The organism is Arthrobacter sp. H14, from assembly GCF_000520495.1.
Taxonomy (GTDB): Bacteria; Actinomycetota; Actinomycetes; order Actinomycetales; family Micrococcaceae; genus Arthrobacter_C.
In genome coordinates, this window is record NZ_KI914655.1 from 122,265 (window position 1) to 135,412 (window position 13,148).

Here is a 13,148-nt window from a genome sequence, read left to right on the forward strand (position 1 = left end):
GGACCCGCCGATCAGGAAAGTCGCCTCTTTGTCCTCCCAGCATTCAAAGATGTTGGGGCAACCTGCTTCTTCACAAACAGTGTTGAGGCCCTCCTTCTTGACCAGATTTTTGAGCCCGATGAACTCAGGTCCCATCTTGGCCTTGGACTTGATCCAGTCCGGCTTACGCTCAACGGGCGTCTCAGCATTGCGTGCCTCCACGCGAAGCATGCGCCGGCCCTCCGGGGCTACTGTCATAGTAATGCTCCTTCCTTCCGGGCGCCGCCGGTCTCGGCTTGGCCCTTCCGGGCGCCGCCGTCGGTGTCCGGGCCGGCGACCAGTTGTTCTTCATGGCGTCCGAGTTCCTCAATAATGCGGGGAAGGATATCGGCCGGGGTGACGTCCTGTTTCGTCTCCTCTTTAATGGAGGTGACCGAGGCGTCCGAAATTCCGCAGGGAACAATTTTGCCGAACGGGCGCAGGTCGTTGTTGCAGTTGATGGCGAAGCCATGCATGGTCACGCCGTTGGCTACCCGAATACCAATTGCTGCAATCTTCCGTGCCGGTCCGCGTGAATCTGCGGGCAGCCATACCCCGGAACGTCCCTGAACGATTTCACCTTCAACACCGAAGTCCCTCAGGACGGTGATGATGACCTCTTCGAGCAGGCGGACATACTCCGATTGCTTAATCGGATCTGGCAGGTCGAGGATCGGATAACCCACCAACTGCCCCGGTCCATGCCAGGTCAGCTTGCCGCCCCGGTCAACATGAACGACGTCGGTGCCGTCATAGGGCAGTTCGTGATCTTCGGTCCGTTTTCCCGCGGTGTAGACCGCTTCGTGTTCCAGCAGCAGCACCGTGCTGGGAGCAGTGCCGGCCAGAACTTCAGCATGCAGCTTCTGCTGGGCTGCCCAGCCGTCCTCGTACTTAACAAAGTGGGGCGCGAGCCCAAGCTGCGAAAACTCCAGAGTCATGGTTGTCACCCTAATGTCCGGGAGGCCAACTCCTCTAGACGTATGATTTATGGGTTGAAATGAGGAATTGTGGATAACTTCTGCACGGGTTTTCCAATTGCTGTATCCATGAATCATGGAGCAATTTTCCGATCACAGACCATCGCCTGAACCGGATGCGGACAGCCCCGGGCCGCCGGTTCTCAGCGGATACTGCCGCGGCAGGAAACTTGGCACCGGAGGCTGCGCCGAAGTCTGGCTGGTCAGCGCGGACAGGACCGGTGGGCTGTTCGCCGCGAAGGTTTTCCACCCTGCTCAACGGAAGGATGCTCCGGGCGAGGTGACAGCCGGACAGGCGCGGAGGGAGATGCAGCTGCTGGACAGGTTGGGGCATGAACACCTCGTGCGCCTGCATGACGTACTCGAGAGTGGCGGCACGACCACTTTGATCATGGACTATGCGGCCGGCGGATCACTGGCCGCGCTGGTCGGCACGCGCGGTCAACTGCCCGTGGGCGAAGTCGTCACCATACTGACCCCCATAGCCCAATGCCTGGCCTACCTCCATGGCCAAGGCATCACACATTCGGATGTGGCGCCGGGCAATGTGCTTTTTACCGAACTTGGTAAGCCACTGCTCTCGGACCTCGGACTCGGACGGATGACCGGCGAGAGCGGGGCGGCGCCAGCCGGCACTGCTGGATTTGAAGCCCCGGAAGGGGAGCCTCAATGGCGCAAAGAGTCCCTGCACCCGGAAGACGACATTCATGGCCTGGCCGCGGTGGGATGGTACGCCTTGACCGGTCGAGTGCCGGCGGCCAAGGACCGAAGACCGCCACTTTCGATCCTCGTCCCCGGTGTTCCGGAGGAACTGGCCGCAATCCTGGAGGCAGGACTGGAACCCGACGCTGCGGCACGGCCGTCGGCAACGGAGTTCGAGCAGGCCGTGTACAACAGTGCCGACCCCATACCCATTAACTTGGTCCAAGCAGTACATGAAAGCGTCCTGCCGCACCTGCTCACACGACGGGTTGCGCTCGACAAGAAGCGGGAAAGCCACCGCCTGCGGCTACCGCGCAAAGAACATTCCCGGCAATGCCGTTCCCGCCTGTCCCGGCGCTGCCTCCGGATACCACTAGCGGCGTCGGCACTGCTGACCGCAGCACTGGTCGCCGGCGGGCTGCTGGCTAACAGTTCAACTGAACCGTCGTCAAAACCCGATCTGGCTGAGGCCGGAATATCTTCCTCCGTACCCCCATCTGAGCCGCCTCAGGACCGTGGGCAGGCGTCCGGGATGCCGGAAAGGGTCGAGGACGGGCTGCGGTCGGCCAGTCCAGAGGACGCGGTGCCCGCTCTGGCTTGGTTGCGGTCCTACGCCTTCAGCAGTGGCCGGACCGGACTGCTGCAACAAGTGAATGTCCCGGACTCGCCCGCGATGGCGGCTGATTCCAAAATTGCCGACCGGCTTAAACAGACCGGCCACGTGCTGGCCGGCTTCGAAACCAGTATTGAGCAAGTCGAACGGATATCAGCCGATAGTACCGGTGGGAATGGTCCGTCTGGAAAAGATGTAGCCAAGGAAACAGCCTCCATGGCGGTCACGGCGCACACCTCCGGTTTTCGCGAGCTTGATGCGAAGGGCGATGTTGTACGCCGGGAGAAACCTGCGGGCAGGCAACAGTTGACATTGGTGCTGCAGAAGATGGACGGACGGTGGCTTATCGCGGAGATATTGGAACCAATAACCGTCGGCTGAGTTGCCGGGCCATCCGCACCACGAACGACGTCCATTTGTCCGTCACATTGAGTCCTGTCCAATACGCAAACAGCGGGGCGCGCGGTGACCTCCCGGGCGCGCCAACGCGACGGAATCTTTTGGCTAAGATCGAAAGATGACCTCATCCAGTTACTTCCGGTATCCGCATCTGCACGGCGATTCAGTGACGTTCGTTGCTGAGGACGATGTATGGGTTGCGCCGCTCTTCGGGGGCCGGGCGTGGCGCGTATCGGCCATGCAGCTGCCGGCTCGTAATCCGCGCTTTTCGCCGGATGGTTCCCGCATCGCCTGGACCGTCATCCAGGGCAGTGCCCCGGAAGTGGTGACTGCATCGGCCGACGGCGGTGATTACCGGCAGTTGACTTATTGGGGGCATATTTCCACCAAGGTTAAGGGTTTCGCTTCCGGGAACGAAGTACTGGTCACCAGTTCGTTCGAGCGTGAAGAAAGCCGTCATACCTGGGCTTATGCCGTTCCGCTCGATGGCGCACCGCCGCGCGTACTTCCGTATGGACCGGTGGACTCCGTTTCCTTTGGTCCAACCGTGGGGGATGAGCGGCCTGTCGTGCTGTCCAGCGTGCTCTCCCGCGAGCCTGCTTGGTGGAAGCGGTACCGCGGAGGCACGGCCGGAAAGCTCTGGATCGATGTGGACGGATCCGGCGACTTCAGCCGGCTGGCTCCCGAAATCGACGGCAATATTTCCGACCCAATGTGGATCGAGGGCCGGATCGTCTTCCTGTCTGATCATGAGGGCTACGGGAATCTTTACTCCGTTCGCCCAGATGGCAGCCAGCTGCGGCGGCACACCGATCATGAGGATTTCTACGTCCGCCACGCATCCACCGATGGCGAGCGGATTGTGTTCGAGTCAGCGGGATCTCTATGGCTCCTGGACGGTCTGAAGTCGGAGGCCAGGCAGCTGGACATCACTCTGGGATCCGCCTCTACTTCCCGACGCGAGCGTCCGCTGAAGGTCGCCAATCACTTGAGTGACGTGGTGCCGGATGAAACCGGGCGGGCCAGCGTCGTTGAATCTCATGGCACAGTTCACTGGCTGACACACCGCGACGGTCCTTCCCGGGTGATTGAAGCGGCACCGGGCGTCCGCGCTCGTCTGTCCCGGCCAATGGGAAACCGCAAGGTCATTTACGTTGCGGACCACGGTGGAGAGGAAGCGCTCTACCTGAAGGACGTATTCGCCCGGCCTGTTGCCGGCGCGCATCAGGGCCCCGCAGCGGCGGAACCAGCGGACGGGTCCAACGCCCAGTCAAATGAACCGGCGTTACCCCGCCCGGTCTCGGCAGCAGAAGTCAATACCGCCCAAAACGGCAACGGTCAGCCCGGCAAGGCCAGCGGCGTGAGCAGTAGCGGCACGGAACCAGGCCTGCCACAGGACCCGGCAGACGCTGCGCGACAGGGAACAAGCCAGAACACTGATGAAGCTGACGGCATGGAAGATGGCAATGTCCGTATTCCATTACCCCATCCGACGAGAATCAGTGAAATAACCGCCAGTCCCGATGGCACCCTTGCCGCCGTGGCCACCGAGTTCGGTGAAGTGTTTGTCCTCGACGGCGCCGCGAAGGAATTGCGCCGCATCTCTTCCACGGATCACGGCGCCATCGATGAGCTTGCATTTTCGCCCGACTCCACCTGGGTCGCATGGGCCGAGCCCGTGACCGGTGAGGGTGGACGTCGAAAAATCCGTATCGCACAGGTCGCCACGCCGTCCGGGAGCGGCAACGATCAAAAGGATGGGGATCGTCGTCCGGCCAGCGACATTATCGACCTGACCGACGGGCGGTTCCACGACCACTCTCCGGTATTTACCCGGGACGGCCGCTTCGTTGCGTTTCTGTCCGAACGAAGCTTTGACCCGGTATACGATACCCACCGTTTCGACCTGAGCTTCCCCTCCTCAACCAAACCGTTCTTGGTGGCGCTGTGTGCTGAAACGCCCTCGCCCTTCGGACCGTCGCCGGACGGAACCGGTGCCGACCCGGACAGTCAAGCAGACCCAGCAGAGGACTCTTCGAAGGCACCCGAAGGCAACGGACAGGGAAAGAACGATCAAACGGCCGCACCGGTTACCGTAGACCCGGAAAATATTGCGGACCGGCTGATCTCAATACCGGTTCCGCAGGGGAGCTATGACAGCCTGGCCGCTGCGGACGGTGGCCTGTTGTGGATCGCCAGTGACATCTACGGCGTCACTGGCGACGGACGGGCTTCCCTCACAGACCAGGATCCAGCGCAGCGGTTGGAACTTTTTGACCTGGTTAAGCGGGAAGTTTCGACATTGGTTCCTGCCGTCACCCGGTACCGCATCACTGGCGATGGAAAGCGCCTGGTGGTGGTGCATGAAAACCAGGTTCGGGTCGTTCCGGCTGGCGGAAAAGTGGACGAAGGGTCCGCCGAGAGCATCGACGTTGATCTCCTGCGGATACGTGTCCGGCTTGACCCGGTCCAAGTGTGGGGCCAGGCATTTGACGAGGCTTGGCGGCTGCAACGGGACTTCTACTGGGCGCCCGATATGGCGGGCATCGATTGGCAAGGCATCTACGAGCGTTATCGACCGCTGGTGGAGAAGCTGGGTTCACACGACGACCTGATGGATCTGCTGTGGGAACTGCATGGGGAGCTGGGCACGTCGCATGCCTACGTGATGCCCGCCCTCATGGTTGAACCGGGAGCAGGCAAACAGGGGCTGCTTGGCGCTGACTTCAAGCGGCATGAAAGCGGTTGGGAGATCGTCCGCATTCTGCCGGGTGAATCATCCGATCCGCTGGCACGTTCACCACTTACTGCACCTGGGGCGGCCGCCCGCAGGGGCGACATTATCGCTGCCGTCGATGGCGTCGAAGTGTCCGGGGCACGAAGCCTCAGTTCACAACTGGCCGGTTCTGCCGGAAAGACGGTTGAGCTGACCATTATCAACGGTGCCGGGCATGGTGAGGCAGCCGGCACTCACCGGCGGATCGCTGTCGTACCCGTCCATGACGAGGAACGACTCCGTTATCAAGACTGGGTGGCGGGAAACCGCAGGATTGTCCGGGAAGCGTCCGGTGGCAGCTTCGGGTATCTGCATATACCGGACATGGTGGCCCGGGGATGGTCCCAGCTGCACCGGGATCTCGACAGCGAAACGGCTAAGGATGCCTTGGTCATCGATGTCCGGCGTAATCGGGGCGGACATACCTCGCAACTCGTGGCAGAGCTGATCGGGCGGAAAGTCTCCGCTTGGAACCTTCCCCGCGGCGAACAGCCGCAGACGTACCCGGCGCACGCACCCCGTGGCCCTGTCGTGATTCTCGCTGACGAATTTGCTGGATCCGATGGAGACATCATTACCCAGATATCCAAGCTGCGGGCAATCGGTCCGGTCATTGGCATGCGGACATGGGGCGGCGTCGTGGGCATCGACGGACGGTTCAAACTGGCTGACGGCACAGCCGTGACCCAGCCAAGGTATGCCTTCTGGTTCACCGGGGGAGTCGGTTGGGCGGTTGAAAACTACGGCGTTGACCCCGACATCGAGGTGCCGTTTCCGCCGCACGCCTATGCCGCCGGTGAAGATCCCCAGCTCGAACATGGCGTGGGAGTGCTCAAGGAGATGCTGTCGGAACTGCCCACGGACAGGCCGCCGGAATTTGCCGGGTACAGGCAGCTTCAGCCGGCATCGTTGCCGCCGCGTCCGCAGAACGACTAAACCTGGAGCATGAAGAAGCCCCGCTGCATCACGTGCAGCGGGGCTTCTTTTCAGGTAACCGGAACCGGGAACCTGCAGGAGAGGATTAGCTCTCCAGTGTGGCGTCCAGAGTGATTGTGGTTCCCTTCAATGCTGCCGAGACAGGGCAATCGGTCTTGGCGCCATCGGCGATCCGCTGGAAGTCTTCATTGTTCAGACCGGGCACACTGGCCGACATCGTCAAGTGGATACCGGTGATGCCTTCGCCTGGCTGGAACGAAACGTCCGCTTTTGTTTCCACCCGCTCCGGGGTCTTGTCCTCTTCCTTGAGAGCGGCGCTGAAAGCCATTGAGAAGCAGGCGGAATGCGCCGCGGCAATGAGTTCTTCCGGGCTGGTCTTCCCGTCTGATTCCTCCGCACGGGCCTTCCACGTCACATCGTAAGTTCCGATGCCGGAAGTATCGAGGGACACCTGGCCGGAGCCGCTGGGGAGGTCACCGCTCCAAATAGTATGAGCTGTACGTGTTGTAGCCATCTGCACTCCTGGGTTTCGTCGGTCGCTAGCAGTGCAGCGGGGCCGGCACCGGTCAGACGGCATCGGCGTCGCTGCTGCTCCCAGCCTATGTGTTCAGCAGACTTAGTTCCAAAGGGTGACTGGTTAAATGAGTGTGGGCACCACCATTCGGCAGTGCCCACACTCACTCAACTAATTCCAGGATTAGAGCCCTAGATCAGCCTCGAATGCGCCTTCTTCAAGTCGCGCCTTGAGGCTCTGGAGGAATCGTCCCGCATCCGCGCCGTCGACCAGCCTGTGGTCGTAGGTCAGGGACAAGTAGACCATGGAGCGGATGGCGATCGTGTCGTCACCGTCCGCATCGGTGACGACGACGGGACGTTTCACAATGATTCCCGTCCCGAGGATGCCAACCTGCGGCTGATTGATGATCGGGGTGTCGAACAGGGCTCCAGCACTGCCGATATTGGTGATCGTGAAGGTTCCGCCGGAGAGCTCGTTGGGTCCGATGGTGTTGTCACGAGTGCGCGCACCAACATCGGCGATCTTCTGCGCCAGACCCGCCAGGTTGAGGTTTCCAGCATCGTTGATCACCGGAACCAGCAACCCGCGGTCAGTGTCGACCGCGATAGCAAGGTGCTCCGCTGCGTGGTACTGGATTTCCTTGGCTTCCTCGTCGAAGGACGCGTTCAGCTTCGGGTGCTGCTTCAATGCCTCAGCTACAGCCTTGGCAAAGAAGGGCAGGTAGGTCAGCTTGGCGCCGTTCTGCTCCTGGAAGGATTGCTTCGCCGCATTGCGCAGCTTCGAAATCTTGGTCATGTCCACTTCGATGACCTGGGTCAACTGCGCCGAGACGTCCAGTGATTCGCGCATCCGGCGGGCGATCGTCTGCCGGATACGGGGTGCCTTTTCCACCGTGCCACGCAGTTTTGAACTCGCTTCACTGACGGCGCCGCCTGATGGCTTCCCGGCTGCTGCCGGAGCCTCGGATTCAGCAGAGGCGGCCTCCGGCTTTTTAGCATCCGCCGCGGCAATAACATCCTGCTTACGGATGCGGCCGCCGACACCGGTACCCTTGACGGTTGAAAGGTCGATATCGTTCTGGTTGGCCAGTTTGCGTACCAACGGCGTTACATAGTTGAAGTCAGTCCCGGATTCATCCGGGGAGGGCTTGCCCTGGCTCTCCGGTGCGGATTCTTCAGACTTGGCCGACTCTTCCTTCGTGCGGTCGTCCTTTGCTTCCGCGGTTTTCTTCTCGTCGCTGGCCTTGTCGTCCTTGGGTGCTTCAGCACCGCCGGATTCTTCAGCGGGCTCCTTCGGCTTTTCGACCGGCTTTTCACGCTCGCTGGATTCGGCCGCTGCTGTAGGTTCGGCGTCGTCTGCCGAAGCGGATGAAGGTGCAGCTTCGCCCGAACCGATGACGGCCAGCACAGCACCAACTTCGACTGTCTCGTCTTCGGCGACCTTGATTTCCTGCAGCGTTCCGGCCACAGGAGAGGGAATCTCCGTATCAACCTTGTCGGTGGAAACTTCGAGCAACGGCTCATCGACCTCAACGCTGTCGCCGACCTGCTTGAGCCAGCGGGTGACGGTACCCTCGGTTACACTCTCGCCGAGAGCAGGGAGCGTCACGTCCGTTCCCTCGCCGCCGCCGGAGCCGCTATCGCTGGACGATGCTTCGTCGCCGGCGGAAGCCTCTTTGCCGCCGTCGGAACCGGACTCATCCGCTGACATCGCTTCTTCCGGAATCTGAGCGGCCTCGGTGGCTTCACCCTTGGTGACTTCCTCGGCTTCTTCTTCCGCATGCTCTTCAGAGCTGGAATCCGATTCGGCCGATTCCGCGGACTCGTCTGAATCACCGGATCCGCCGCCTTCGCTGTCGCCGATGGTAACCAGGGGAGCACCGACCTCCACGGTCTCATCCTCAGCCACGAGGATTTCCTCGATCACGCCTGCAACGGGAGAGGGGATCTCTGTGTCGACCTTGTCAGTGGACACTTCGAGCAGGGGCTCGTCGACCTCGACCCGGTCACCCACTTGCTTCAGCCATCGGGTCACCGTACCTTCGGTGACACTTTCACCTAGTGCGGGTAAGTTCACGGATTCAGACATGTCGTCCCCGTTTCTCCTTGTAGATCCAAAATTCTCTTGAGTTCCTAATTGCCAGCTTATTCCACCCGGTACGCCCCCGTAGTCGCATTACGGAGGCGTGTGCCGCAAGTCCTAGCCGTGCAGCGGCTTCCCAGCCAGAGCCAGATGCGCCTCGCCGAGGGCTTCGTTCTGCGTGGGGTGGGCGTGGATGAGCTGGGCAACTTCCTCGGGGAACGCCTCCCAGTTCACAATCAGCTGCGCCTCGCCGACCTGCTCGCCCATGCGGCTGCCGATCATGTGGACTCCGATAACGGGTCCATCCTTTTCCCGGACCAGCTTGATCAAGCCGCCCGTTCCGATGATCGAGCTCTTGCCATTGCCTGCCAGATTGTATTCCTGGACCTGGACTGAATCCTCGCCGAGCTTTTCCTTGGCTCCCTTTTCGGTCAGTCCGACCGAGGCGATTTCCGGTTCGCTGTAGGTCACGCGGGGGATCCCGGACTCATCAATAACAGCCGGGTTCTCCCCGCCGATCTCCTCGGCGACGAAGATACCCTGCTGGAAGCCGCGGTGTGCCAGCTGCAGCCCGGGCACGATGTCACCGACCGCATAGATGTTTCCGACGCCGGTGTGCAGGCGCTCGTTCGTGATGACGAATCCGCGGTCCATGGTGATGCCGGCTTCCTCGTAACCGAGTCCGTCGGTCACGGGACCGCGTCCGACGGCGACCAGCAACAGGTCGGCGTCGAAAGACTTGCCGTCCTCCAGCTTGACCTTGACCCCGTCGTCGTTCTGCTCCACGCCTTCAAACCGCACGCCGGTGGAGAAGTTGATGCCGCGCTTACGGAAGGAACGTTCAAGGATCTTGATGATCGCATCGTCTTCATTGGGCACCAGTGAGGGAAGCGCTTCGACGATTGTGACGTCCACGCCGAACGACTTCCACACGGAGGCGAATTCGCACCCGATGACACCGCCGCCGAGCACCACGACGCTCTTGGGGACATAGTCCAGCTTCAGCGCCTCGTCCGAGGTGATCACGCGGTCCTTGATCTCCAGGCCGGGGAGACTCTTCGAATAGGAGCCCGTGGCTAGAATGATGTTTTTCCCGGTGTATTTCTTCCCATCAACCTCGATGGTGTCTTCGCCCACGAGCTTGCCGGCTCCCTCGATGACAGTGACGCCCTTCTTCTTGAGCAGTCCCTGCAGGCCCTTGTACTTGCCGGCGACGATGCCGTCCTTGTACTTGTTGACGCCATCCATGTCGATGGAATCGAAGGTGGCCTTAACACCGTACTTTTCGGCATCCCGGGCGCCGTCGGCGATTTCCGCGGTGTGGAGCAGCGCCTTGGTGGGGATGCAACCATTGTGGAGGCACGTGCCGCCCAGCTTCCCCTTCTCGATAAGTCCAACGGATTTCCCGAATTGCACTCCGCGCAGGGCTGCGGCATAGCCGCCACTTCCTCCACCGAGAACCAGGATGTCAAATTCTTGCGCAGCTGAATCGGCCACTTGGACGCTCCCTCGCGTAATCGATGACGTGCGCTGCACGCCGAATTGTGATTTTGGTGCTCTATCTCCGTGTTCACCTTAGCGCCCATCCGCGCCCGCGCTCCACTTGCTACAGGTGGATCCGCCGCTGATGGGATGCAGGTGTGTGCAGAGTCACGTCATTGGTGCTCGGCTTAGCTCGTCCGGCTCAGAACGTCCTCCGCGTAGGCGATCAACGTCCGCACGCCTACGCCGGTGCCCTCCTTCGGGGTGTAACCGTAAGGTGCAGTTTCATTGAAGGCCGGGCCGGCGATGTCCAAGTGTGCCCAGGGGATCCGCTCCCCATCTGCTTCACCGACGAATTCCTGGAGGAAGATTCCTGCGGTGAGCATTCCGCCGAATTTGTCGCCGATGTTCTTCAGGTCCGCTACCTGCGAATCCAATGTTTGACGCAGCTCCTCCGGGAAAGGCATCGGCCAGAACTGCTCGCCTGACCGATCGGCAGCCTCTTTCACCGCCGCGCGCACGCCTTCGTCGCCCATGACTGCCGATACCCGCGAGCCCAAAGCCACCATTTGCGCGCCGGTCAGTGTGGCAACATCCAGGATCACATCCGGCTTCTCTTCACTGGCTGCGGCGAGTCCGTCGGCCATAACCAACCGGCCCTCGGCATCAGTGTTAAGTACCTCGACGGTACGGCCGCCATAGGTGGTGATGATGTCTGAAGGACGCTGAGCTGTGCCGGACGGCATATTTTCCGCCAGACATAACCACGCCGTTGCTTTTACCGGCAGTCCCATCTCGGCAATGGCCAACACGGAGTTCAGTACGACGGCGGCTCCCGCCATGTCGAGCTTCATCGTCATCATTCCGCTGGCCGGCTTGAGGGATAATCCGCCGGAGTCGAACGTGATCCCCTTGCCGACAAAAGCCAGATTGGCCTTTGCCTTGGCGGGGGAATACTCGACTTTGACGAGGCGGGGAGGACGGGAAGAGCCCTTCCCGACTCCGAGTATTCCGCCGTAGCCGTCCTTCTCCAGCTTCTTCTCATCAATCACCGTTACCTTAACCGGCAGGTTGCGGGCGAGGTCCTTGGCCGCCTGAGCGAAAGACTCGGGATAGAGATCGCTCGGCGGCTGGTTGACCAAGCTCCTGGTGGCGTTGACGGTTCTGCCAATGATCGATGCACGATTGAGGGCGTCCTTAAGCGGCTTCTCGTCCGCGGCCTCGGTAAGAATGGTGACTTCCCTGACGATTTCCGGCTGGGACTTCGCACTGGTGTTCCGGTACTCGTTATAGGAGTAAGCACCCAAGGCGCATCCCTCGGCAATGGCGGCTGCCTGCGGAACCGTTGACGCAGGCAGCGCCAGGAGCACCGACGACACTCCTGCCAGTTGGCGCACTGCCGATCCGGCCGCCCGGCGCAGTGACTCGTCGTCGACGTCGCCACCAAGACCTGTTTTGCCGACTCCGGCCAGCACGAGCAGATCCGCATTCAGCTCGGGCAGGCCAGGCAGACGCTGGACTTCATCGAGGGCGCCGGTGAGACCGAGTAAACCAAGCGATTCACTGAGTGCCGTTGCGGCCTTGGGGGAGAGCGGGTTTTCCAGGAGGAAGGGCCCTTCCGTGCCCTCACCCACACCGATTACTATCGCATCGCACTGCACCTTCTTGGCGTCTTTTGCGATGGCGTGGAGTTTGAGTTCGCTGGCTTTGATCACGGAGACCGTTCCTCACTTCTATGTCCTTGATGCTGGTTGCCTCTAGGAGACACCTTACAAACCTGGACCGGCGATTGCCCGATGATGCGCCGGGCGGCGGTTCTATTGATCGTAGTCTTTCCGTTGCGGCTCTGCTGTACGTTTATTGTGACCGTTGTCAAGGTTACGGATAGTCCTGACGGCGGAATTGATTGGGGTGTCCCGGACGTTCTATTGATGAACGCATACGACCCAGCGATGGCTGGCCAAAGAGATGGAGGAACCATGCTTGATCCGTTGACCCTCTTTAGCACCAACGCAGAGGTAATGGGCACCGGGGACCTCAAGGGTCTGAACATGCTGATGGGGTTCACCGGCTACGCCGAAGCGGGTCAGGTCACGTCGCAGATCAGCGAAGAGCTGCTGAACCATCTGGACAACGAACTTATTGCCTCATTTGATGCCGATCAGCTGATTGACTATCGGTCCAGGCGTCCCCACATCACCTTTGTAGAAGACCATTTTTCCGAGTACCAGCCACCGCGGCTTGATCTTTACCGCCTGTACGACGGACTGCAGCAGCCATTCCTGTTACTGACCGGATTCGAACCGGATCTGCAGTGGGAACGGTTTGCCAGTGCAGTGGTCGCCCTCACCCGCAGGCTTGAGGTGAATCTCGTAACCTGGGTGCATTCAATGCCCATGCCTGTTCCGCATACCAGGCCCCTCGGCGTCACCGCCCACGGTAACCGGCCGGATCTGATCGAGGGCATCACCTCGTGGAAGCCGACGGCAGAGCTGTCAGCTTCAATTGGCCATCTGCTGGAACTCCGGCTGGCGGAGGCCGGGATCAGCGTTGTGGGATACGTGGTGCATGTTCCGCATTATTTGGCTGAAGCGACCTATCCTCCCGCCGCCGTTGGTGCCATGGAGTACCTGGGAGCGGCTGCAG

Annotated in this window: 8 protein-coding genes and 1 pseudogene; 3 read left to right on the top strand and 6 right to left on the bottom strand. The window is 60.9% G+C overall.

Features of this window, described 5'->3' with window-relative positions; translation table 11 throughout:
* Together Y707_RS25605 and lipB are read right to left on the bottom strand one after the other, a co-directional pair.
* Positions 1–237: pseudogene (locus Y707_RS25605) on the bottom strand (lipoyl synthase); the annotation flags it as partial.
* On the bottom strand, positions 234–971 hold the full coding sequence (lipB, locus tag Y707_RS25610; RefSeq protein WP_275451215.1) for a lipoyl(octanoyl) transferase LipB: 738 nt from the start codon (positions 969–971) through the stop codon (positions 234–236). The gene lipB and the pseudogene Y707_RS25605, both read right to left, overlap by 4 nt.
* 100 nt (positions 972–1,071) lie before the next feature.
* Between lipB and Y707_RS25615 the strand changes: the two genes are divergently transcribed.
* Positions 1,072–2,691 carry a serine/threonine-protein kinase gene (locus Y707_RS25615; protein ID WP_051441936.1) on the top strand — a complete coding sequence of 540 codons (1,620 nt, stop codon included), beginning with the start codon at positions 1,072–1,074 and terminating at the stop codon, positions 2,689–2,691.
* A gap of 136 nt (positions 2,692–2,827) precedes the next feature.
* Positions 2,828–6,421, top strand: coding sequence for a S41 family peptidase (locus tag Y707_RS0112405; protein ID WP_026535336.1), 3,594 nt, complete (start codon positions 2,828–2,830; stop codon positions 6,419–6,421).
* Between the two features lie 85 nt (positions 6,422–6,506).
* Here the strand turns inward: Y707_RS0112405 and Y707_RS0112410 are convergent, their stop codons facing one another.
* From Y707_RS0112410 to Y707_RS0112425, 4 genes are all read right to left on the bottom strand, one after another.
* Positions 6,507–6,935, bottom strand: coding sequence for an OsmC family peroxiredoxin (locus Y707_RS0112410; protein WP_026535337.1), 429 nt, complete (start codon positions 6,933–6,935; stop codon positions 6,507–6,509).
* A 183-nt stretch (positions 6,936–7,118) separates the two neighbouring features.
* Positions 7,119–9,026, bottom strand: a complete 1,908-nt coding sequence (gene sucB / locus Y707_RS0112415; RefSeq protein ID WP_026535338.1) for a 2-oxoglutarate dehydrogenase, E2 component, dihydrolipoamide succinyltransferase — start codon at positions 9,024–9,026, stop codon at positions 7,119–7,121.
* Between the two features lie 111 nt (positions 9,027–9,137).
* A complete protein-coding gene (gene lpdA, locus Y707_RS0112420; protein ID WP_026535339.1) occupies positions 9,138–10,517 on the bottom strand; it encodes a dihydrolipoyl dehydrogenase in 1,380 nt (459 codons plus the stop codon).
* Positions 10,518–10,690: 173 nt separating this feature from the next.
* Complete coding sequence (locus Y707_RS0112425; RefSeq protein WP_026535340.1) at positions 10,691–12,217, bottom strand: leucyl aminopeptidase; 1,527 nt, start codon at positions 12,215–12,217, stop codon at positions 10,691–10,693.
* 264 nt (positions 12,218–12,481) lie between these two features.
* Between Y707_RS0112425 and Y707_RS32830 the strand changes: the two genes are divergently transcribed.
* Positions 12,482–13,148 (top strand): proteasome assembly chaperone family protein (locus tag Y707_RS32830; RefSeq protein WP_253905156.1); only part of this gene is annotated, 667 nt, incomplete at its 3' end.